The 21,063-nt window shown below is 60.4% G+C and carries 21 protein-coding genes; 12 read left to right on the top strand and 9 right to left on the bottom strand.

Annotated features, from left to right (window positions below; all coding sequences use genetic code 11):
- Positions 1–194: 194 nt before the first annotated feature.
- Together P406_RS25910 and P406_RS25905 are read right to left on the bottom strand one after the other, a co-directional pair.
- Entirely contained in the window at positions 195–2,711 is a 2,517-nt protein-coding gene (locus P406_RS25910; protein ID WP_046237755.1) for an ABC transporter permease, read from the bottom strand.
- Positions 2,711–3,394, bottom strand: a complete 684-nt coding sequence (locus P406_RS25905; protein ID WP_003406778.1) for an ABC transporter ATP-binding protein — start codon at positions 3,392–3,394, stop codon at positions 2,711–2,713. The genes P406_RS25910 and P406_RS25905 overlap by 1 nt, the downstream gene beginning before the upstream one ends.
- A gap of 10 nt (positions 3,395–3,404) precedes the next feature.
- On the opposite strand from P406_RS25905, the gene P406_RS25900 reads away from it, so the two are divergent.
- From P406_RS25900 to P406_RS25890, 3 genes are all read left to right on the top strand, one after another.
- Entirely contained in the window at positions 3,405–4,010 is a 606-nt protein-coding gene (locus tag P406_RS25900; RefSeq protein WP_003315715.1) for an arylesterase, read from the top strand.
- Between the two features lie 56 nt (positions 4,011–4,066).
- Positions 4,067–4,348 (top strand): hypothetical protein, encoded by a 282-nt coding sequence (locus tag P406_RS25895; RefSeq protein ID WP_003315714.1) that lies wholly within the window; start codon positions 4,067–4,069, stop codon positions 4,346–4,348.
- A 112-nt stretch (positions 4,349–4,460) separates the two neighbouring features.
- Positions 4,461–5,426 carry a L,D-transpeptidase family protein gene (locus tag P406_RS25890; RefSeq protein ID WP_044323451.1) on the top strand — a complete coding sequence of 322 codons (966 nt, stop codon included), beginning with the start codon at positions 4,461–4,463 and terminating at the stop codon, positions 5,424–5,426.
- Between the two features lie 172 nt (positions 5,427–5,598).
- Here P406_RS25890 and P406_RS25885 read toward each other — a convergent pair whose 3' ends face one another.
- On the bottom strand, positions 5,599–5,850 hold the full coding sequence (locus tag P406_RS25885; protein ID WP_003347084.1) for an Lpp/OprI family alanine-zipper lipoprotein: 252 nt from the start codon (positions 5,848–5,850) through the stop codon (positions 5,599–5,601).
- 461 nt (positions 5,851–6,311) lie between these two features.
- On the opposite strand from P406_RS25885, the gene P406_RS25880 reads away from it, so the two are divergent.
- Positions 6,312–6,599, top strand: coding sequence for a GNAT family N-acetyltransferase (locus P406_RS25880; protein WP_003315710.1), 288 nt, complete (start codon positions 6,312–6,314; stop codon positions 6,597–6,599).
- A gap of 90 nt (positions 6,600–6,689) precedes the next feature.
- Here the strand turns inward: P406_RS25880 and P406_RS25875 are convergent, their stop codons facing one another.
- Positions 6,690–7,766: a 3-deoxy-7-phosphoheptulonate synthase gene (locus tag P406_RS25875; protein WP_003315709.1), complete on the bottom strand. Its 1,077-nt coding sequence runs from the start codon at positions 7,764–7,766 to the stop codon at positions 6,690–6,692.
- 233 nt (positions 7,767–7,999) lie between these two features.
- Between P406_RS25875 and P406_RS25870 the strand changes: the two genes are divergently transcribed.
- The 4 genes from P406_RS25870 to cysB all read left to right on the top strand — a co-directional run bounded on the left by P406_RS25870 (position 8,000) and on the right by cysB (position 11,591).
- Complete coding sequence (locus tag P406_RS25870; protein WP_046237754.1) at positions 8,000–8,971, top strand: putative 2-dehydropantoate 2-reductase; 972 nt, start codon at positions 8,000–8,002, stop codon at positions 8,969–8,971.
- Between the two features lie 3 nt (positions 8,972–8,974).
- A complete protein-coding gene (locus P406_RS25865; RefSeq protein ID WP_003347087.1) occupies positions 8,975–9,895 on the top strand; it encodes a 5'-nucleotidase in 921 nt (306 codons plus the stop codon).
- Between the two features lie 76 nt (positions 9,896–9,971).
- Positions 9,972–10,466 (top strand): universal stress protein, encoded by a 495-nt coding sequence (locus P406_RS25860; protein ID WP_003315706.1) that lies wholly within the window; start codon positions 9,972–9,974, stop codon positions 10,464–10,466.
- 150 nt (positions 10,467–10,616) lie between these two features.
- On the top strand, positions 10,617–11,591 hold the full coding sequence (gene cysB, locus P406_RS25855; RefSeq protein ID WP_003315705.1) for an HTH-type transcriptional regulator CysB: 975 nt from the start codon (positions 10,617–10,619) through the stop codon (positions 11,589–11,591).
- 126 nt (positions 11,592–11,717) lie between these two features.
- On the opposite strand, the gene P406_RS25850 is transcribed toward cysB, so the two are convergent.
- Positions 11,718–12,452, bottom strand: coding sequence for a phosphoadenylyl-sulfate reductase (locus P406_RS25850; protein WP_003416132.1), 735 nt, complete (start codon positions 12,450–12,452; stop codon positions 11,718–11,720).
- A 139-nt stretch (positions 12,453–12,591) separates the two neighbouring features.
- Between P406_RS25850 and thrH the strand changes: the two genes are divergently transcribed.
- The gene (gene thrH, locus P406_RS25845; RefSeq protein ID WP_046237753.1) at positions 12,592–13,209 is read left to right on the top strand and encodes a bifunctional phosphoserine phosphatase/homoserine phosphotransferase ThrH; all 618 of its coding nucleotides are present in this window, start codon (positions 12,592–12,594) and stop codon (positions 13,207–13,209) included.
- Between the two features lie 134 nt (positions 13,210–13,343).
- On the opposite strand, the gene pabB is transcribed toward thrH, so the two are convergent.
- The 4 genes from pabB to rloA form a co-directional block, all read right to left on the bottom strand.
- Positions 13,344–14,687 (bottom strand): aminodeoxychorismate synthase component I, encoded by a 1,344-nt coding sequence (pabB, locus tag P406_RS25840; RefSeq protein ID WP_046237752.1) that lies wholly within the window; start codon positions 14,685–14,687, stop codon positions 13,344–13,346.
- A gap of 77 nt (positions 14,688–14,764) precedes the next feature.
- Entirely contained in the window at positions 14,765–15,742 is a 978-nt protein-coding gene (locus tag P406_RS25835) for an alpha-L-glutamate ligase-like protein (protein WP_162234449.1), read from the bottom strand.
- Positions 15,742–17,277, bottom strand: a complete 1,536-nt coding sequence (gene rloB, locus P406_RS25830; protein WP_003416135.1) for an osmotic stress tolerance membrane protein RloB — start codon at positions 17,275–17,277, stop codon at positions 15,742–15,744. The genes P406_RS25835 and rloB overlap by 1 nt, the downstream gene beginning before the upstream one ends.
- A gap of 4 nt (positions 17,278–17,281) precedes the next feature.
- On the bottom strand, positions 17,282–17,818 hold the full coding sequence (gene rloA / locus P406_RS25825; protein WP_003347099.1) for a retropepsin-like aspartic peptidase RloA: 537 nt from the start codon (positions 17,816–17,818) through the stop codon (positions 17,282–17,284).
- A 297-nt stretch (positions 17,819–18,115) separates the two neighbouring features.
- Here rloA and P406_RS25820 point away from each other — a divergent pair, with 297 nt between their 5' ends.
- The 3 genes from P406_RS25820 (at position 18,116) to prpC (ending at position 21,008) form a co-directional block, all read left to right on the top strand.
- Complete coding sequence (locus P406_RS25820; RefSeq protein ID WP_046237750.1) at positions 18,116–18,835, top strand: GntR family transcriptional regulator; 720 nt, start codon at positions 18,116–18,118, stop codon at positions 18,833–18,835.
- Positions 18,832–19,725, top strand: a complete 894-nt coding sequence (gene prpB / locus P406_RS25815; protein WP_003416137.1) for a methylisocitrate lyase — start codon at positions 18,832–18,834, stop codon at positions 19,723–19,725. Before P406_RS25820 ends, prpB begins: the two co-directional genes overlap by 4 nt.
- A gap of 155 nt (positions 19,726–19,880) precedes the next feature.
- Positions 19,881–21,008 carry a bifunctional 2-methylcitrate synthase/citrate synthase gene (prpC, locus tag P406_RS25810; protein WP_046237749.1) on the top strand — a complete coding sequence of 376 codons (1,128 nt, stop codon included), beginning with the start codon at positions 19,881–19,883 and terminating at the stop codon, positions 21,006–21,008.
- Positions 21,009–21,063 lie beyond the last annotated feature (55 nt).

Genomic DNA, 21,063 nt, shown 5'->3' with positions numbered 1-21,063 from the left:
GCTATACACAACTCACGATAAGCGCGGAGAGTGGTGCTAAAACTTAGCGTCAGGCAGGATGCAGATCTCTGTGTGGAGTGACCGGGGCGGCGATCCGCATTGCTCACGAAGACGTTAGCCCAAACGCCCTGTTTCTGAAGGCTGTACCGGCCTCTTCGCGAGCAAGCTCGCTCCCACTGGATTTGTGAGTAGCCTCAACCCTCGCGCAGCACGGTCAGCGGGCTGACGTTCAGTGCGCGGCGGGTGCCGAATACACCCGCACCCCCGACCAGCAAGGCACCGATCACCGGCAGCAGCAGTAGCCACGGATGCGGTTGCCATTCCAGCGAAAAGGCGTAGCGGTACAGCACGAAGCTCACCAGCTCACAGCCCAACGCCGCCAGTACGCCACTGGCAGCTCCCAGCAAACCGAATTCGATACGTCGTGACTTGATCAGCAGCGCTCGCTCTGCGCCCAGCGCACGCAGCAGTGCGCCTTGCCGGATGCGCTCGTCCAGCGTGGCCTGCAATCCGGAAAACAGCACGGCGATACCCGCAGCCAGCACGAACAGCAGGACGAACTGCACGGCCAGGGTCACCTGATCGAGGATGCTGCGTACCTGCGCCAGCAGGGCCTCTACACCCAGAATGCTGATGGACGGGTAGGCGCGCGACAGCTCGACGATCTGCTTGTCCTGGCCGGGTGGCAGGTAAAAGCTGGTCAGGTAAGTGGTCGGCAAGTCGGCGAGGGTGCCGGGCTGGAAAATCATGAAGAAGTTGGGCTGGAAGGTATCCCAGTTCACGTTCCTGAGGCTGGTAACCACGGCGTCGCGGGTCAGTCCGCCGACGATGAAGCTCAGGCGGTCGCCCAGTTTGATTTTCAGGCTGTCGGCCAGTTTGGCCTCGATCGAGACGCCGGGCGTTGCGTCGCTTTGCCCGGAATCAGGCAACGCTTTCCACCAGTTGCCGGCAGTCAGGGTATTGCCCTCGGGAAGCTCGGCGGCCCAGGTCAGGCTCAGGTCGCGACGCGTGGCATTTTCACCGCGCGAATCCTTGGTCACGAAGTTACTGACCGGTTCACCGTTGATGCTGGTCAGGCGTCCTGGCACCACCGGGTAAAGGGGCGCCGCGTGAGTGGACAGCTTGCTCAGGGTCTGGGCGAAGTTTTCTTTATCGGCCGGCAGTACGTTGAGCACGAAATAGTTCGGTGCATCCTTGGGCAACTGATTTTGCCAGGTGTCGAGCAGCTCACCGCGCAGCAGCGCGATCAAGCCCATCGACAGCAGGATCAGGCCGAAAGCCAGCGATTGTCCGGCAGCGGCCAGCGGGTAACGCAGCAGTTGCCCCAGACCCAGCCGCCAGGGCAGCGAGGCGCCGGACAGCAGACGGCGCAGGCTGTTGAGCGCCAGTAACAGCAGACTGCCAAGCAGCAGCGCGGCGACGATGCCGCCGCCCAGCAGGGCGAAGGTCAGCACCAGATCCAGGCTCAGACGCCACATGATCAGGCCCAGCGCGAGCAACGCTGCACCATACACAAGCCAGGAGCTGGCCGGGATTGGCAGCATGTCGCGGCGCAGTACACGCAGCGGCGGCACGCGACCCAGTGCAGCCAGCGGCGGCAGGGCGAAACCGGCCAGGGCTACCAGCCCGGTGCCCATGCCGGCCAGCGCAGGCAGCACGCCGCCGGGCGGAACGGTCGCCGGAAGCAGATTTTGCAGCAGCGCGAACAGCCCGAGCTGTGCCAGCCACCCCAGCAAGGCACCACTCAGGCTGGCCAGCAAGCCGATGATCGCCAGTTGCAGACTGAACAGGGTCATCGCCTCACCGCGCGACAGTCCCAGGCAGCGCAGCAGGGCGCTGGCATCGAAGCGCCGTGCAGCGAATCGGGATGCCGACAGCGCCACGGCAACGCCCGCCAGCAACACGGCGACCAGACTGGCCATATTCAAATAACGTTCGGCCTTGCCCAGCGCGCCGCCAATCTGCTGGCTGCCATCGCGGGCGTCCTTGATTTCCTGATGCGGCTCAAGACCTGGCTCGATGGCTTTGCGATAGGCCGCCAGTGCTTGCGGCGGGCCGCTCCACATCTCCCGATAGGTGACCCGGCTGCCCGGCTGTACTACACCGGTGGCGGCAAGGTCCTGCAGGTTGATCATCACGCGCGGGGTCAGGCTGTAGAAGTTGCCTGCCCGGTCTGGCTCGTAAGTCAGTATGCGGGTCAGTTTCAAGGTTTTGGAGCCGACGTCGAGGTCGTCTCCCACCTTCAGGTCGACCGCAGGAAGCAGGCGTGCCTCGACCCAGGCTTCACCCGGTTGCGGACCGCTGCCAGCCTGTTCCGGCTGGTACAGGTCTGCGGCGCTTTTCAGTTCGCCGCGCAATGGGTAAGCGTCGTCCACCGCCTTGATGCTCGACAGCTGGATACCTGCGTCGGTCGCGATCACGCTGGAAAACACCACGATCTGCGCATGCTTGAGTTGCAGGCGTTTGCCTTCTTCGACCTGCTCGGCACGCGCCGGGCTCGAGCCTTCGAGGATCAGATCGGCACCCAGGAACTCGGTCGCCCGCAGCAGCATCGCGCCGTTCAGACGGGCACCAAAATAACCGATGGCAGTACTCGCCGCCACGGCGACCAGAAGGGCGAAGAACAACACCCGCAACTCTCCTGCGCGGGCATCGCGCATCAGTTGGCGGACAGCGAGGCTCAGCAGGCGGGCAAAAGGCAAACGTGCCATCAAGGCTCCAGCGGGGCGACCAGTCGGCCCCCTTCAAGGCGGATCAGGCGACGGCAGCGATGCGCCAGACGCTCATCGTGAGTGACCAGCACCAGCGTGGTGTTGCGCTCCTTGTTCAGTTCGAAGAGCAGGTCGCTGATGCGTTCACCGGTGTGGCTGTCGAGGTTGCCGGTGGGTTCGTCGGCGAACAGCACGTCGGGGTCGGCAGCGAAGGCGCGGGCAATGGCGACCCGTTGCTGTTCGCCACCGGACAGCTGACGCGGCGTGTGGGTCAGGCGCTGGCCAAGGCCCACCCGTTCCAGCAGGTCGCGGGCTTTTTCGCGGGCGTCTTTGCGGCCTTCGAGCTCCATCGGCAGCATGACGTTTTCCAGCGCGTTCAGGCTGTCGAGCAACTGGAACGACTGAAACACAAACCCGACGTGCTCGGCCCGCACTCTGGCGCGCTGGTCTTCATCCAGCTCGCTGAGATTGCGGCCTGAAAGGATGACCGAACCAGCGCTCGGCAGGTCCAGCCCGGCCAGCAAGCCGAGCAGGGTGGATTTGCCCGAACCGGAGGCACCGACGATGGCCAGCGTATCGCCCTTGTTTAGTTCCAGGGAGAGTTCGTGCAGGATGGTCAGGTCACCTTCGGTGCTGGGGACTACTTTGCTGAGGCTTTGGGCACTGAGAATACTTTCACTCATGGAGAATCCGATGCGTGCGTTGTTTTTAAGTGCTGGCCTGGGGTTACTGCTGCTGTCACAGGGCGCGTTGGCGGGCACGGTGTTGATCGTTGGGGATAGTATCAGTGCGGCTTTCGGGCTGGATACCCGCGTGGGGTGGGTCAGCCTGCTGGAACAGCGTCTGAGCAAGGAGGGATTCGACGACAAGGTGGTCAATGCGTCGATCAGTGGCGACACCAGTGCAGGCGGCCAGGCGCGTTTACCTGCGCTGCTTGCAGAGCATAAGCCGGAACTGGTTATTCTGGAGTTGGGCGGCAACGATGGCCTGCGCGGCCAGCAGCCTGCTCAATTGCAACAAAACCTTTCATCGATGATCGACCGTTCGCAGGCGGCAGGTGCCAAAGTGCTGTTATTGGGCATGCGCATCCCGCCCAACTACGGGCCACGCTACACCAAGGCCTTTGAAGAGGTTTACAGCAACCTGGCCAAGGAGAAAAAGGTCCCCTTCGTGCCATTCTTTCTTGAAGGTGTAGGCGGGGTGCCCGAACTGATGCAGGCCGATGGCCTGCATCCGGCGGCCGGCGCTCAGGGCAAGTTGCTGGAAAATGTCTGGCCGAGCCTGAAACCGCTGCTTTGAGGCTTTCCCGGGCGGGGGCTTTCGGCTAATGTGGCGCCCCCGATCTGGAGCCCCCCATGCCGCGTCCCGCCTGGTCCCTGTATGCCTATCAAATGCTTGAACCCGATGAGCAGCTGGATCTGTTCGCCTGTCAGGAAGTGCGCGTCCATCTGATCGCTCGCCAATTGGAGCTGGGCGGCTCGATCGACCGTACATTGTGTGGCACGTTGTTGCCGGCCCAGCCGCAAATGCGCGCCGTCGAACTGCAGGCCATGCGCGATGAGCGTCTGTGCCCCTTGTGCAAGGCCATCATGGATGCGCAACGCAGGGGGATGAATCCGATCTGGCCTGAACTCTAGCTGTCATGACTGCCTGAACGCCGGCCGCAGATATCCCCGATCCGGCAAGGGCCGGTGTACACTTCAGTTGCTGTTTCACTTTCTATAGTCGTTACCCGAAGGATCTTCCCGGATGTTGTCGCGCATTCCAGCCGTTACCCGCTGTCTGTCGCTTGCTGCTCTGTGCGCGGCGAGCTCTGTCCATGCACTGGAGTTTCCGTTGCCGCCGCCTGGCGAAGACATCGTGGGGCAGGTGCAGGTCATCAAGGCCAAATACGAAGACACCTTCGCCGATCTGGGCACCCAATATGATCTGGGCTACCTGGAAATGATCGCTGCCAACCCTGGCGTCGATCCCTGGTTGCCGGGTGCAGGCAAGGACATCGTGCTGCCGACCCGTTTCATTCTGCCGCCGGGTCCGCGCGAAGGGATTGTCATCAACCTTGCCGAATACCGCATGTATTACTACCCCAAGGGGCAGAATGTGGTGCACACCTATCCGCTGGGTGTCGGTCGTGAAGGCTGGGGATCGCCGATTGGCGTGACCAAGGTGACGGCCAAGACGCCGAACCCGACCTGGACGCCGCCGGCCTCGATCAAGGCCGAGCATGCGGCCGATGGCGATCCGCTGCCAGACGTGGTGCCGGCCGGTCCGGACAACCCGCTGGGGCCGTTCAAATTCGGCCTGGGGCTTTCCGGCTACCTGATCCACGGCTCGAACAAGAAGTTCGGCATCGGAATGCGCACCAGTCACGGCTGTTTCCGCATGTACAACAATAACGTGCTGGAACTGGCCGACATGGCTCCGGTCGGCACGACCGTGCGCATCATCAGCGAGCCCTACAAGTTCGGCATCAGTGGCGGCAAGGTTTACCTGGAAGCGCACACGCCGGTTGATGACCTGGGCAACCCGTCGGTGGTCGACAAGCACACTGCGGTGATCAATGCGCTGCTCAAGCGTGACGACCTGGCCAACAACCTGCGCATGAACTGGGACGTGGTACGTGATGTGGTTGCGGCCGAAGACGGCATGCCGGTGGAGATCGCAGAACCGGGCAAAGCGCCTGCGAGTGCTGAAGAGCCGGTGATTTTTCAGTAAATCGTCGCCAGCAATCGCTCTCGTGCCAATGCGGAGCTTTGGCAAAAATTAGTTATCTTCCTGATACAGCAGAACAGTCATTCAGGCTTGCGCAGGCAATCACCCAGCCAGAAAACAGGCAAAAAAAAGCCGACCCGTTACCGGGTCGGCTTTCAATAATCCCGGGGGATTATTACTTGCGGCTGGCTTTGTCCAACATGCGCAGAGCGCGCTCGTTGGCTTCGTCAGCAGTTTGCTGAGCTTTTTGAGCAGCAGCCATAGCTTCGTCAGCCTTGCGGTAGGCTTCGTCGGCACGTGCTTGCGAACGAGCTGCTGCGTCTTCGGTAGCTGTCAGACGAGCTTCGGTTTCTTTGGATACGCTGCTGCAACCGGTAGCCAGAACTGCGGCCAGAGCCAGAGCAGAGAATTTCAGAACGTTGTTCATCGTGTTCACCTTCAAGGAATTTTTTTTCAAATTAGTCATCTCTCGAAAATGAGAAAACGACCGGCGTACATAGTACCCATTGTTTGTAGTAAGTAAACGGACCCGGCGCAAGAAGCTGCTAAAATTCCTCGCTTTGAAAGCGCTCCGCGTTACTTCTCAAGCGTTCTGTACAAAAACTATCCACTTTAACTGGACCTTTGCCTTGCATAAGCGTTCCGAACAGTGCGCGTAAGACCATGCCTGATTGACTGTCGGTCGGCAGGTAAGCATTTCCGGGTGTTTTTACATCCCCCGAGCTTGAGCATAGTCGCTAATGGCGCCTACTATCTCAACGTGATGTCCGTCGAGATCGGCAGTGCCCTACCGGTGTCGAAAACAGACACTGGGTGGCGTAGATGTTCCTTCGCCTGAAAAAGACCGGTAAGGTAGGGGTCAAATTCCAAGACCCGCGAGGAGTAGCGATGAGCGAGGCGTTGTCCATCCACCATGACGAAGTCGGCCACCATTTCGAAATCATTATCGACGGCCACCGTGCCTATCTGACCTATATGGATCTCGGCAAGCAGACCCTGGACTTCTATCGGACCTTCGTACCGGACGCCTTGCGGGGTCGCGGAATTGCCGCCGCCCTGACCAAGGAGGCGCTCGACTATGCCGACAGCATGGGCTATTCCGTCATACCGTCCTGCTCTTATGTCGAGCGCTATATGGAGCTGCATGATCTGCAGTCGCAGGCGGCCAAGCTCTGACGACCTGTAGCTACCGACAGACAGTAAGCATAAGAAAACGCCGAGCATTTGCTCGGCGTTTTCGTTATTGCAGTGCAGTCGGTCAGGCAATTACTTGCGCTTGCGAGCTGGCAGCACATCCTTGAGTTTCGCGTGCATGCTGCGCAAGGTCTTTTCAGTGCTTTCCCAATCGATGCAGGCATCGGTAATCGACACGCCGTACTGCAATTCCGACAGGTCCTTGGGAATCGCCTGGCAGCCCCAGTTCAAATGGCTCTCGACCATCAAACCGATGATCGATTCGTTGCCTTCCAGGATCTGGTTGGCGACGTTTTCCATCACCAGCGGTTGCAGCGCCGGGTCCTTGTTGGAGTTGGCATGGCTGCAGTCGACCATGATGTTCGGGCGAATGCCGGACTTGTTCAGCGCCTGCTCGCAGAGCGCAACGCTGACCGAGTCATAGTTAGGCTTGCCGTTGCCGCCGCGCAGCACCACATGACCGTAGGCATTGCCTTTGGTGGTCACGATCGACACGCCGCCTTCCTGGTTGATACCCAGGAAACGATGCGGGCTCGACACCGATTGCAAGGCGTTGATGGCAACCGTCAGGCCGCCGTCGGTGCCGTTCTTGAAACCGACTGCCGAGGACAGGCCTGAAGCCATCTCGCGGTGAGTCTGGGATTCTGTGGTGCGCGCGCCGATGGCCGACCAGCTGATCAGGTCCTGCAGATACTGCGGGGAGATCGGGTCCAGGGCTTCGGTCGCGGTGGGCAGCCCCATCTCGGCCAGATCCAGTAGCAGCTGGCGACCGATGTGCAGGCCATCCTGGATCTTGAACGAGTCATCCAGGTACGGGTCGTTGATCAGGCCTTTCCAGCCTACCGTGGTACGTGGCTTCTCGAAATAGACGCGCATCACCAGATACAGCGTGTCAGACACTTCCGCAGCCAGCGCCTTGAGGCGCTCGGCGTACTCCTTGGCTGCCTTCAGGTCGTGGATCGAGCACGGGCCGATCACGATGAACAGGCGGTGATCATGGCCATCGAGAATGTTGCGAATCACTTCGCGGCCCTGGCTGACGGTCTGCAGGGCAGCATCGGTCAGGGGGATGTCGCGCTTGAGCTGATCCGGAGTGATCAGAGTCTCGTTGGAGGCAACGTTGAGGTCGTCAATCGGTAAATCAGCCATCGTGTTACTCATCAGGTCGCGGGTACTGGCCGCCAACGGTCCCCCGTGCGGCGGTGCCCAGCAGGTTTGAGCGCAGCGGGGAGCCGAACCTTAGCGCGTTATCGCGTTGTTCGACAATAAGTAAACGAGGTATCGGCCAGGTCTTTGGCCGAGATGCGCTGCCTTATTGCAAGACAATCCGCTGCGACGGATAGTGTACGGCCGCAAATAGCGAGACAGTCAAGGGAGAGGTCATGAGTGTTGATTCCCGTCGTCCGCGCGTCGGCATCATAGGTACGGGTGCCATCGGGGGCTTTTACGGATTGATGCTGGCGCGTGCCGGATACGATGTGCATTTTCTGCTGCGCAGCGAGTTTGACACGGTGGCACGCGAAGGTTTGCAGGTCAAAAGCGCCGTGCATGGCGAGCTGTCCCTCGAGCCGGTTCAGGCGTATCGCTCGGCGGCTGAAATGCCGCCTTGTGACTGGCTGCTGGTCGGCACCAAGAGCACCGGCAATGCCGCGCTCGGTCCGATCATTCGCCAGGCGGCTGCGCCAAACGCCAGCGTGCTGCTGTTGCAGAACGGTCTGGCTGTCGAAGACCAATTGCGTAACGTCCTGCCCGACAGCCTGCACATACTCGGCGGGCTGTGCTTCGTCTGCGTCAACCGGCTTGCGCCCGGCGTCGTCGCCCATGAAGCCTTCGGCGCGGTCAGTGTCGGCTATCACAGCGGCCCGGCGGAAGATGAGGCGAGCCGCATGGCGGTTGTCGAAGCCTGCGCGGCCCTGTTCAGGACAGCCGGCATCGACGCGCCGGTCATGGCCAATCTGCAACAGGCCCGCTGGCAGAAGCTGGTCTGGAATGTGCCCTACAACGGGCTGTCGGCCTTATTGCAGACCAGTACCGGCCGATTGATGGCCGACCCGGACAGCCAGGACTTGATCCGGTCGCTGATGGACGAGGTCGTGCAGGGCGCCGAGGCCTGTGGCCATGCCTTGCCGCCGGGGTTTGCGCAGCATCTGTTTACAGTGACCGAAAGCATGCCGGATTACAGGCCCAGCATGTACCACGACCTGGCTGAAAGACGCCCGCTGGAGCTGGACGCCATTTATGCCCGGCCCCTGGCAGCAGCGCTTGCCGCCGGGTTTGACATGCCTCGCGTGCGGGCGCTTTATCAGGCACTGGCGTTCATCGATCGGGGCAACCACCCGGCAAGCAAGGAGTGATTCATGACAGAAGCTGAAGACCACAAGCTGGTACTGGCGATTTCATCGCGTGCGCTGTTCGATCTGCGCGACAGTCATGAGGTGTACATGGCCGATGGGGTCGAGGCCTACCGCAAGTATCAGATCGAGCATGAGGATGAAATTCTCGCGCAGGGCGATGCGTTCCCGCTGGTCGAAAAACTGCTGAGCCTCAATGCCAGCCTGCAAAAGGCGCGCGTCGAAGTGGTACTGGTGTCGCGCAACAGTGCCGATACCGGGCTGCGGGTCTTCAACTCGATTCAGCATTATGGCCTCGACATCAGCCGCGCCGCCTTTGCCGGCGGACGCAGTCCTTACCCGTATCTCGCAGCGTTTGGCTGCCACCTGTTTCTCTCCACGCATGCCGAGGATGTACGCAGCGCCCTGGACGCCGGGTTCGCCGCCGCGACCATCCTTTCGGGTGGCGCACGACGTGCAGCCAGCGCCGAGCTGCGGATTGCCTTCGATGGCGACGCGGTATTGTTTTCCGACGAGTCGGAGCGGGTGTACCAGAGCGGCGGGCTGGCAGCCTTTCAGGCCAGCGAGCGTGAGTGGGCTCGCGAGCCGTTGCGCGGCGGGCCTTTCAAGCCGTTTCTTGCCGCACTCAATCAATTGCAGCGCGAGTTTCCCGACGCAAGCTGCCCGATTCGCACCGCGCTGGTCACGGCTCGCTCGGCACCTGCCCATGAGCGCGTGATCCGCACCTTGCGCGAATGGGACATTCGTCTGGACGAGTCGCTCTTTCTCGGTGGATTGCAAAAGTCGGCCTTCCTTGAAGCGTTCGCCGCCGATGTGTTTTTCGACGATCAGCCCGGCCACTGCGAGAAGGCGCGTGATGTGGTGGCGACGGGTCACGTTCCGCACGGCATCAGCAACGAAATAGTGCCACTTGCCGACGGGGGCTGAGAAGTCCGCCGTCGCAGCCGATGATGCGCTGCTACGCTGAGTCAATCTCCGCCATTCCGGTTGTACGGGAGGTTGTATGGTCCGTTCGATGCTGTATGCCGCAGACCTCGGTCTGTACGCGCCTTATGTAACGCAGCACGCGCTGGCGCTGGCTCGAACGTTCAACGCCGAGCTGTACGTCATCCATGTCGTCGAGCCTCTGGGCCTGTTCGCCGAGTCGGTGCTGCAGAGTTACCTGGGCGAGGAAGCGCTGAAAGAGCTTCGCGGCAAAGGTGTGAATGCGTTTCTGAGTGGAATAGAGCAACGAATGCTCGACGGGTTTCGTGAAGAATTGGGGGAAGGACACTCGGACCTGTCCCTGATTCGTACGGTGCGTGTCGTTCAGGGCGAGCCTGCCAGCGTGATTCTCGAACAGGCGCACAGGCTGAATGTGGATTTGCTGGTGGTCGGCAGTCACAGCCGCAGGATGGAAGAGGGCACCTCGGTAGGCCGCACGGCTGCCAGGGTCCTGCAGTTTTCCGATGTGCCGGTCTACATGGTTCCGATGATGTTGAAAAAGGGGCGGGGGTAGAGGAAAGGTCCAATTGGTGGTTTTAATGAAATCGAGCGTGCGATCGCCTTACAAAGGTGATAAAAAGTTCTAGAATTATTCGTCTCACCATTAATCCAGTTATATACCGTCGCCGATACCCATAGGGTTTATCTGCTTTGAGGGATACATATGAAGCTCCAACAACTGCGCTACATTTGGGAAGTGGCGCACCACGACCTCAACGTTTCCGCGACGGCCCAGAGCCTTTACACCTCCCAGCCCGGCATCAGCAAGCAGATCCGTCTGCTTGAAGACGAACTGGGCGTCGAGGTTTTCGCCCGCAGTGGCAAGCACCTGACGCGTGTGACGCCGGCAGGCGAGCGCATCATCACGACAGCGGGCGAGATCCTGCGCAAGGTCGAGAGCATCAAGCAGATTGCCCAGGAGTTCTCCAACGAGAAGAAGGGCACGCTGTCGATCGCCACCACTCACACCCAGGCGCGCTATGCCTTGCCGCCGGTGATCAGCAACTTCATCAAGCAATACCCGGATGTCGCGCTGCACATGCACCAGGGCTCACCGATGCAGATCGCCGAAATGGCCGCTGACGGGACGGTTGACTTCGCCATCGCCACTGAGGCGCTCGAGCAGTTCAGCGATCTGGTGATGATGCCGTGCTATCGCTGGAACCGTTGCATTGTCGTGCCGCAGGGTCACCCGTTGACCAAGGCGCCGAAGCTGACGCTGGAGCTGCTGGCTGAATACCCGATCGTGACTTACGTCTTCGGCTTCACCGGCCGTTCCAAGCTGGACGAAGCGTTCAGCCATCGCGGGCTGGTGCCCAAGGTCGTGTTCACGGCGGCGGATGCCGACGTGATCAAGACCTACGTCAGGCTGAACCTGGGTGTGGGTATCGTGGCAAGAATGGCGATAGACGAGGCAGTGGACAGCGACCTGGTGGTGCTCGATGCCAGTGATCTGTTCGAGTCCAGCGTGACAAAAATCGCTTTCCGTCGCGGCACCTTCCTGCGTGGCTTCATGTGCGATTTCATCGAGAAATTCGCGCCGCACCTGACCCGCGAAGTCATGGCCAAGGCGATTCAGTGCCATAACAAGCAGGAAATGGAAGAGCTGTTTGCCAACGTCGAGCTGCCGGTGCATTAGAGGCAGTTTTGAGCTACAAGCTGCAAGCTGCAAGTAAAAGCGCGCAGGCTGTAGCTTGTAGCTTGTAGCTTGTAGCTTGTAGCTTGTAGCTTGTAGCTTGTAGCTTGTAGCTTGTAGCTCGCGACGTCAGTCGCGCACTATCAGGTTGCCCGCATGCAGCCCGCATTCCTTCTGCGTGGCTTCTTCCCACCACCAGCGACCCTCGCGCTCGTGCTGGTTCGGCAATACCGGGCGGGTGCAGGGTTCGCAGCCGATGCTGATGAAGCCGCGCTCGTGCAGGCTGTTGTAGGGCAGCTCCAGCATGCGGATGTAGCCCCAGATTTCCTCGCTGCTCATTTGTGCCAACGGGTTGAATTTGTACAGCGTGCGCTCGGCTGTCGAAAAAGCGCTGTCGATTTCCACCGCAGCAACGGCGCTGCGGGTGCCGGGGCTCTGATCACGGCGCTGGCCGGTTGCCCAGGCGCTGACGCCAGACAGTTTGCGACGCAGCGGCTCGATCTTGCGGATGCCGCAGCATTCGCCATGGCCGTCCCGGTAAAAGCTGAACAGGCCCTTTTCCTTGACGAAAGGTTCAAGCTTGCTGTGATCGGGCGAAACGATCTCGATCTCGATCTTGTAGTGCTCGCGGACCTGTTCGATGAAGCGATAGGTTTCCGCATGCAGGCGCCCTGTATCGAGGCTGAAGACCTTGACGTTCTTGTTCAGCTTCCAGGCCATGTCGACCAGAACCACGTCCTCGGCACCGCTGAAAGAGATCCACAGTTCGTCGCCGAAGTGCTCGAAGGCCAGTTTCAGAATGTCTTGTGCAGACTTGTTCGCATAGGTCGTCGCCAGTTCAGCGACGTCGAAAGGTTGGCTCATCAGGCGGCTTCCTAAAATGCAAGAGTGGCGCTTAAGCGCTCGTGATGGCGGCAATGGTAACAAAATCCGCTGTTCAGTGGCCGCTGCCAGCGGCTAGAGTGCCACTTCCGTCGAGAGCGAATAGTCTGAGGAGTGAGCTGTGGAAATTGCCTGTCTGGACCTTGAGGGTGTTCTGGTCCCGGAAATCTGGATCGCCTTTGCCGAGAAAACCGGCATCGAATCGCTGCGTGCCACCACGCGGGACATTCCCGATTACGACGTGCTGATGAAGCAGCGCCTGCGCATCCTCGATGAACATGGTCTGAAACTGGCGGATATTCAGGAAGTGATCGGCACCCTCGAGCCACTGGAGGGCGCCGTGGAGTTCGTCAACTGGCTGCGCGAGCGGTTTCAGGTGGTGATTCTCTCGGACACGTTCTACGAGTTTTCTCAGCCGTTGATGCGGCAACTGGGTTTTCCGACCCTGCTGTGTCATCGCCTGATCACTGACGAGACCGACCGGGTGGTCAGTTACCAGTTGCGCCAGAAAGACCCCAAGCGTCAGTCGGTGCTGGCCTTCAAGAGCCTGTATTACCGGATCATCGCTGCCGGTGATTCGTACAACGACACGACCATGCTGGGCGAGGCCGACGCCGGTATCCTGTTCCACGCTCCTGACAACGTGATCCGCGAATTCCCGCAGTTTCCGGCGGTGCACACGTTCGATGACCTGAAAAAGGAATTCATCAAGGCCTCGAATCGGGATTTGATGCTTTGAGGGCGAAGCCTCGGTTGCGCGCGACTGGAGACAGGTGACGCAGAGCGTCACGAAATGATCTGGCTATCGTGCCGACGCTCTGCGTCGGTATGCCGTTCTGGACGCTCTGCGTCCTCTTTGCGACGCAGAGCGGTTCAGAGTGCTTCAAGCGTCTCCAGCAGTACACGGACTTTGGTGAAGGTTTCCTGATATTCCGCCTCGCAGTCGGAGTCGGCGACGATGCCGCCACCGCCCCAGCAGGAAATCTGTCCGTCTTTGACCAGCAGGCTGCGGATGGCGATCGAGCTGTCCATTTCGCCACGCACGTCCAGGTACATCAGTGAGCCGCAGTACAGGCTGCGGCGGGTCGGCTCCAGCTCGTCGATGATCTGCATGGCGCGGATCTTCGGTGCGCCCGTGATCGAGCCGCCGGGGAAGCTGCCGCTGATCAGGTCCAGTGCATCGTTGCCAGCGGCCAGCTCCCCGGTCACGCTGCTGACCAGATGGTGCACGTTGGGGTAGCTTTCCAGGCTGAACAGCTCGGGGACTTTCACCGAGCCGATGCGGCAGCTGCGGCCCAGGTCGTTACGCAGCAAATCGACGATCATCAGGTTCTCTGCGCGGTCCTTGTCGCTGGCCAGCAGTTCGGCGGCGAAGGCAGCATCCTGCACCGGGTCCGCGCTGCGTGGCCGCGTGCCTTTGATCGGGCGGGTTTCGACCTGCCGAGCGCTGACCCGCACGAAGCGCTCGGGAGAAAGACTCAGAATCGCATCGGCCCCAGGCAGGTTCAGGTAGCCGGCGAACGGCGTCGGGCAAGCTGCTCGCAGCGCACAATACGCGGCCCATGGGTCACCGACGTACTGCGCCTGAAAGCGTTGTGCGAAGTTCACCTGATAGCAGTCACCGGCCTGAATGTAGGCCTGAATGCGTTGGAAAGCCTGGCGATAGTTCTCTGCGCTGATGCTGGCCTGAAACGGTTGGCTGAGGCGGAATTCCGTGTGCGGCTCAGGGATATCGACAGAGAACAGCTCAATCAGCCGTTTGCACTCTCTGGCGGCCAGAGACGGGTGAAAAATCAGCTGGCTGGTCTGCTCCTGATGATCACTGATCAGCGCCCAGGCGTAGAGCCCCAGACGGGCCTCGGGCAGTTGCAGGTCGTCAATGGCCTGATCCGGCAATGGCTCCAGGCGTCGACCAAATTCATAACTCAGATAACCGATCAGGCCGCCAGCGAAGGGCAGCTCGCATCCGTCAGGCAACTGCGCTGCGCCGAGCGCCTCGAGGCTGTCGCGCAAGCGCTTGAGGTAGGCGGCGCCGTCTTCATCATCGGCAACGCTCAGTTCCTGCAGCGGCCATGCACTGAGCAGGTCATGTCGGCCCCGCACGGCTGTCGGCCTGCCGCTGTCGAGCAGTACCGCACCCGGCGCTTCGCGGATTCGCGCAAAGAACGCGATCGGGTCGGCGCTGTAGGGCAGGGGGTGTATCGAACAGATCGGCATCGTCGAATATATCGGTCTTGGAAACGCGGCTGGCGATTGTAGCCTTGCCGGTGCGGCAGTCCTAGCGGTATGTCGGTTCAGACGCCGGGCACATGACCGAACAGGTCCTGAACAAAATTGACTCGGTCCTGCGCCGATTCCTGACGTCCTTCGAGAGCCAGTTGCTCCAGACGCGCCTCGACGGCCTGAGTGCGATGGGTCAGGCCGCTGTCGTTGGCGATCTGGATGTTCAGGCCGGGACGGGCGTTGAGCTCCAGAATCAGCGGGCCTTTGTCCTGGTCCAGCACCATGTCGACGCCGATGTAGCCCAGACCGCACAACTCGTAGCACTCGGCGGCAAGCTTCATGAAGCCGTCCCAGTTGGGCAATTGCACGCCATCCACCGAGTGGGTAGTGTCCGGGTGCTTGCTGATGATGTTGTTCAGCCAGGTGCCTTGCAGGGTGACGCCGGTGGCCAGGTCCACACCCACGCCAATGGCGCCCTGGTGAAGGTTGGCCTTGCCGCCTGATTGGCGGGTAGGCAGGCGCAGCATGGCCATCACCGGATACCCCATCAGCACGATGATGCGGATGTCCGGTACGCCTTCATAGCTGATGCTTTTAAAGATCGGGTCCGGCACGACCCGGTACTCGATCAGTGCGCGGTCGCGGTGGCCGCCCAATGAATAAAGGCCGGTAAGGATGCTGGACACCTGATGCTCGATTTCCGAGTGGCTGATGATACGTCCCGAGACGGTGCGAAAGCGCTCCTCGAAACGGTCGGCGATCACTAGAATGCCATCGCCGCCTGCGCCCTGTGCGGGTTTGATCACGAAGTCGCTGTGCCCACCGATGATCTCGTCGAGCCTGTCGATTTCCTTTTCCGTGGAAATCACGCCATACATCTCCGGCACATGAATGCCTGCGGCGATGGCCCGCTCCTTGGTGATGATCTTGTCATCGACGATCGGATAGAGGCTGCGCTTGTTGTACTTGAGCACGTAGTCGGCGTTACGTCGATTGATGCCCATGATGCCGCGGGCTTCGAGCGCCTTCCAGGTTTTCCACCAGCCGATCACTTGGCCTTTTCCTCTTTCAGGAATGCCTTGAAACGCACCAGTTCGGTCAGCCGGTAGCCACGGTATCTGCCCATCGCCAGCATGAAGCCGACCAGCACCAGCAGCACAGCCGGGAAGGTGAAGACAAAATAGGTCAGTTCCGGCACGCTCATGATCAGGTGCGCCAGCGACGCGGCGAACAGCGTACCGATGGCGACCTTCATGGCATGGCTGCCGCCACGCTCTTCCCAGGTGATCGACAGGCGTTCGATGGTCATGGTCAGAATCACCATCGGGAACAGCGCAACCGACAGGCCGCGTTCCAGCCCGAGCTTGTGGCTGAACAGGCTGATGGCGGCGATCAGTACCACGACGAAGGTCAGTACCACCGACAGGCGCGGCAGCATTTGCAGTTTCAGGTGCTCCAGATACGAGCGCAGTGACAGGCCCAGCGCGGTGATCACGGTAAACAGGGCGATGCCGAAGCCCAGCTGCGTCTCCCGGAAGGCCAACGCAATCAGCACCGGGGTGAAGGTGCCCAGTGTCTGCAGGCCGATCAGGTTGCGCAGAATCAGGATGACCAGCACGCCAATCGGGATCATGACCATGATCATGAAGGTCTGCTGGGTCTGCAGCGGCAAGCCGTACAGCGAGTAGGCCAGGAAGTCCGAGTCGGTGCTGGCGTCGGTCAGTTTGGCGAGGCGCATCGCGTTCATTTCACTGTTGTTGAGGCTGAACGTGACTTGCACCTTCTTGCCGCCTTCGACGCTGACCAGGCCTTCCTCGCCGGTCCACCAGAGCAGGCGATCGTCCGGCAGGCCGGCTTCGCCGGTGTCGGGATTGAAGTACAGCCATTCCTTGCCGTTGAAGCTGCGCAGCCAGAGTTCCGGTGTCTGCTGCTCGGCATCCAGGCGAATGGTGTGGGCTTTTTCCAGCGGTACGTGGGCGATCGACAGCAGCAGCTCGGTGACCCGGGCCTTGTTGGACGCCGAATTATCACCGGCCAGCAGCAGTTTGACGTTATCGTCATTCAGGTTGTTGACGCGCTTGATGGCCTCGGTGATGAAGGTCTCAACGTCCGCCGAATGCTGGCGAATGGGCGCCAGCAGCGCTTCGGCAGCGATCTTTTCCGGGCCTTCGACGGTCATACTGTCGCGAAAGATAGGCCCTTTGACCTTGGGCTTTTCACCGCTGTAACGCTTGGTCAACACCAGTCGGTAGTAGAGGGTCTGGTTGCCGGTGGCGCGACGGGCCGACCAGGTGACCTTGCGGTTGCCGTCAGCGCGGTTGACGCTGACGCCGTAATTATTCGAGATGAAGCTTTCATTGAGGCTGATGTAGTCGTGGGCCAGCGGCGGCACGAACATTTGCACCTTCACCGAATCCTTGGGATTGGCGACGAACTCGACTTTGGCGTCGATATTCCACAGGTCATCGGTTTCGTCTTCGCTGACGGGTATGCCCAGCGCCAGAATCTGATAGGCCGTGATCGCGATGCCGAGGGTCACCAGGGCAGTGATCAGGATCTTCAGATGGAGTGTAAGAGAGCGCATGGATTTACTCTGCGTTTTGAGCGACGGAAGCGCAGCCGGGCTTTCCTGCCGCATATTTAAGACTTGGATCGACCAGCGCATCAAAGCGTTTCAAGGCTTCGGAGCCGATCAAAAGCGGGTATTGGAAAGCACTTCGGTCAGTCAAGTTCACTTCTATGGTGCGTAAAGATTCACCCATGCAGATATCGAGGCTGATTACCGGACGTGACGAGTACCGATTGTCGTCATCCGGGTCGAGGTCGTCGGCACGCCGCTTGATCTTGCTGACCCGCGCCAGGGGGCGTTCGATGGGGTGTACATGCTTGCTGTCGCTGGCCAGATAGAAGCGCACCCAGCTTTCGCCATCGCGCTTGAAATGTTTGATGTCGCGGGCGCTCAGCGAGGCGGTCTTGGCGCCGGTGTCGAGCTTGGCGGCGATCTCGATATCGATTTCGCTCAGCCTGGCGTATTCGTTGAGGCCATAGACTGTCTTGTTGGCGGCCAGGGTCAGGCCGGGTAAAAACAGAAGGCTGAGCAGTGTGGGGAGGGTAGTCAGTCTCATAAATCCTGGCGCGATGAGCGAACAACTTCAGGGTCAGGGCGCAAATGGAATTGACCTGATGATGGTAGGGCAGGCGGTTCGCAGGCGCTGGCTCCGCTGCGGAGCGCGCTGTACGGACGCGACGCATTCTAGCATGAAGCCCTGCAGCTGCCAGTGATCAACCTGTGTGGCTGTTCAGGTTGCTGTGTCGAGCAGCGCTTGCTCGTTTTGGCTGATTGTCGACAATGCAGGGTTTTTCTTTGACGGATTGAGCAAATATGGCTAGATTTGAGCGCATATAGCCATAAGGTGTTGACAATGCTGAAGGTGGTCGAAGAAAAAATGACGGTTGCCGACGACTCGGAAACCCTCTCCGAGAACGTTTTCCGACGCATTCAATCGGCCATCGTGAAAGGCGAGATTGCCCCCGGCAGCAAGATTTCCGAGCCGGAACTGGCTCGCACCTATGGCATCAGTCGCGGGCCGCTGCGCGAAGCGATTCACCGGCTCGAAGGGCAGCGCCTGGTGGTTCGTGTGCCGCATGTGGGCGCCCGGGTGGTGTCGCTCAGTCATGCCGAACTGATCGAACTCTATGAAATTCGCGAGTCACTGGAGGGTATGGCCTGTCGTCTGGCCGCCGAACGCATGACGCAGGCCGAAATCGACGAGCTGCGCGGCGTTCTGGATACCCACGAGCGCGATGCCGCCTTTCAGGCAGGTATCGGCTATTACCAGCAAGAGGGTGATTTCGACTTTCATTACCGCATCATTCAGGGCAGCGGCAATCGCACCCTCAGCCAGATGCTCTGCGGCGAGCTCTACCAATTGGTGCGCATGTACCGCATTCAGTATTCCACCACGCCCAACCGGCCTCGTCAGGCCTTTGCCGAACACCACCGCATTCTCGACGCCATCGCCGACCGCGACGGTGAGCTGGCCGAATTGTTGATGCGCCGCCATATCGGCGCGTCCAGACGCAACATCGAACGCCACTATCAGGCGGCTTCCCAGACGACTTCCGACCGAGGTAAACAATGAGTCATAACAACAGCACTCCCGGCCAGCGTTTCCGCGATGCAGTCGCCAGCGAACAGCCGCTGCAAGTGGTCGGCGCGATCAATGCTAATCACGCACTGCTCGCCAGGCGTGCCGGGTTCAAGGCCATTTATCTATCGGGTGGCGGAGTCGCGGCAGGATCACTGGGCATTCCGGACCTGGGGATCACCGGTCTTGAAGACGTGCTGATCGATGTGCGGCGCATCACCGACGTCTGCGATCTGCCGTTGCTGGTGGACGTCGACACCGGTTTCGGTTCTTCGGCTTTCAACGTGGCGCGGACCGTGCGCTCGATGATCAAGGCCGGGGCGGCGGCGATTCACATCGAGGATCAGGTCGGCGCCAAGCGTTGTGGGCACCGTCCCAACAAGGAAATCGTTTCTCAGCAGGAAATGGTCGACCGGATCAAGGCTGCCGTGGATGCCCGGACTGACGACAGCTTCGTGATCATGGCGCGTACCGATGCGCTGGCCGTTGAAGGGCTGGAGTCGGCGCTGGAACGTGCCGCTGCCTGTATTGAAGCGGGCGCGGACATGGTGTTTCCCGAGGCCATCACCGAACTGGCGATGTACAAGCAATTCGCCAACCGCGCAGGCGTGCCGATCCTCGCCAACATCACCGAGTTCGGCGCCACGCCGTTGTTTACGGTCGATGAGCTGCGCGAGGCGGATGTCTCGCTGGTGCTGTATCCGCTTTCCGCATTCCGTGCGATGAACAAGGCTGCGGAAAATGTCTACGGCGCAATCCGCCGTGACGGCAGCCAGAAAAACGTGATCGACAGCATGCAGACGCGCATGGAGCTGTATGACGCGATCGATTACCACACATTCGAGCAGAAGCTGGATGCGCTGTTTGCGCAGAAGAAGGGGTGATGCCTGTGAAATACCGGGCTTCTGGCCGCAGGCCGTAGGAGCGAACCGGGCGACGCTTCGCTTGTTCGCGAAAGGGCCGGTATATTCTCCGAAGATGTACCGTCTGAACCACAGTCTTCGCGCCCCATCACACAAAAACAAAATTGGAGAACACCATGGCTGAAGCAAAAGTATTGAGTGGTGCCGGGCTGCGCGGGCAGGTGGCCGGGCAGACGGCTTTGTCTACAGTGGGCATGGCCGGTGCCGGGCTGACCTATCGCGGCTATGACGTGCGCGATCTGGCTGCCGAGGCGCGTTTTGAAGAAGTGGCCTACCTGCTGCTGTACGGCGAACTGCCCAATCAGGCCGAATTGTCTGCCTATATGGACAAGCTCAGGCGCCTGCGCGATCTGCCGCAGGCCCTGAAAGAAGTGCTGGAGCGCATACCCGCCGACACGCATCCGATGGATGTGATGCGCACCGGTGCCTCCATGCTCGGCACCCTGGAGCCGGAGCGCAGCTTCGATCAGCAGCGCGACTCGACCGACCGTCTGCTCGCAGCGTTCCCGGCGATCATGTGCTACTGGTATCGCTTCAGTCACGACGGCAAGCGTATCGACTGCACCTCTGCGGAAGACTCCATCGGCGGGCATTTTCTGCACCTGCTGCTGGACAGGGCGCCCAGCGAACTGCACCGCAAGGTCATGGACGTCTCGCTGATTCTGTACGCCGAACACGAATTCAATGCCTCGACCTTCACTGCGCGCGTCTGCGCGTCGACCCTGTCGGACCTGTATTCCTGCGTCACGGCAGCCATCGGCACCTTGCGCGGCCCGCTGCATGGCGGGGCCAACGAGGCTGCAATGGAAATGATTCAGCGCTTCGCCTCGGCTGAAGAGGCCACCAAAGGCACGCTGGGCATGCTGGAGCGCAAGGAAAAGATCATGGGCTTTGGCCATGCGATCTACAAGGAGTCCGACCCGCGCAACGAGGTGATCAAGGGCTGGTCGAAGAAGCTCGCCGAGGAAGTGGGCGATACGGTGCTGTTCCCGGTCTCCGAGGCCATCGACAAGGTCATGTGGGAGCAGAAGAAACTGTTCCCCAACGCCGACTTCTACCATGCGTCGGCGTATCACTTCATGGGCATCCCGACCAAGCTGTTTACGCCGATCTTCGTCTGCTCACGCCTGACCGGCTGGGCCGCGCACGTTTTCGAGCAGCGCGCCAACAACCGCATCATTCGCCCGAGCGCCGAGTACATCGGCGTCGAACAGCGCGCGTTCGTACCCCTGGAACAGCGCTAGGCTCTGTACGAAAAGTCGGCGAGCGAAGGTCAGGCGAGGCAAAAACAGGCGAGGA

Source organism: Pseudomonas syringae pv. coryli str. NCPPB 4273 (assembly GCF_000972175.1).
Classification (GTDB): domain Bacteria; phylum Pseudomonadota; class Gammaproteobacteria; order Pseudomonadales; family Pseudomonadaceae; genus Aquipseudomonas; species Aquipseudomonas syringae.
The sequence above is the reverse complement of the archived record's forward strand: the minus strand, read 5'-3'. Positions and strand labels throughout refer to the sequence as shown.

Coding starts and splice junctions, on each gene's coding strand:
- rloA (WP_003347099.1), bottom strand. CDS start 17,818: ATGAGACTGACTACCCTCCCCACACTGCTCAGCCTTCTGTTTTTACCC.
- P406_RS25885 (WP_003347084.1), bottom strand. CDS start 5,850: ATGAACAACGTTCTGAAATTCTCTGCTCTGGCTCTGGCCGCAGTTCTG.
- P406_RS25875 (WP_003315709.1), bottom strand. CDS start 7,766: ATGGCTGATTTACCGATTGACGACCTCAACGTTGCCTCCAACGAGACT.
- prpB (WP_003416137.1), top strand. CDS start 18,832: ATGAGTCATAACAACAGCACTCCCGGCCAGCGTTTCCGCGATGCAGTC.
- P406_RS25860 (WP_003315706.1), top strand. CDS start 9,972: ATGGTCCGTTCGATGCTGTATGCCGCAGACCTCGGTCTGTACGCGCCT.
- P406_RS25865 (WP_003347087.1), top strand. CDS start 8,975: ATGACAGAAGCTGAAGACCACAAGCTGGTACTGGCGATTTCATCGCGT.
- P406_RS25905 (WP_003406778.1), bottom strand. CDS start 3,394: ATGAGTGAAAGTATTCTCAGTGCCCAAAGCCTCAGCAAAGTAGTCCCC.
- P406_RS25900 (WP_003315715.1), top strand. CDS start 3,405: ATGCGTGCGTTGTTTTTAAGTGCTGGCCTGGGGTTACTGCTGCTGTCA.
- P406_RS25895 (WP_003315714.1), top strand. CDS start 4,067: ATGCCGCGTCCCGCCTGGTCCCTGTATGCCTATCAAATGCTTGAACCC.
- prpC (WP_046237749.1), top strand. CDS start 19,881: ATGGCTGAAGCAAAAGTATTGAGTGGTGCCGGGCTGCGCGGGCAGGTG.
- cysB (WP_003315705.1), top strand. CDS start 10,617: ATGAAGCTCCAACAACTGCGCTACATTTGGGAAGTGGCGCACCACGAC.
- pabB (WP_046237752.1), bottom strand. CDS start 14,687: ATGCCGATCTGTTCGATACACCCCCTGCCCTACAGCGCCGACCCGATC.
- P406_RS25890 (WP_044323451.1), top strand. CDS start 4,461: ATGTTGTCGCGCATTCCAGCCGTTACCCGCTGTCTGTCGCTTGCTGCT.
- rloB (WP_003416135.1), bottom strand. CDS start 17,277: ATGCGCTCTCTTACACTCCATCTGAAGATCCTGATCACTGCCCTGGTG.
- P406_RS25880 (WP_003315710.1), top strand. CDS start 6,312: ATGAGCGAGGCGTTGTCCATCCACCATGACGAAGTCGGCCACCATTTC.
- P406_RS25870 (WP_046237754.1), top strand. CDS start 8,000: ATGAGTGTTGATTCCCGTCGTCCGCGCGTCGGCATCATAGGTACGGGT.
- P406_RS25910 (WP_046237755.1), bottom strand. CDS start 2,711: ATGGCACGTTTGCCTTTTGCCCGCCTGCTGAGCCTCGCTGTCCGCCAA.
- P406_RS25850 (WP_003416132.1), bottom strand. CDS start 12,452: ATGAGCCAACCTTTCGACGTCGCTGAACTGGCGACGACCTATGCGAAC.
- P406_RS25820 (WP_046237750.1), top strand. CDS start 18,116: ATGCTGAAGGTGGTCGAAGAAAAAATGACGGTTGCCGACGACTCGGAA.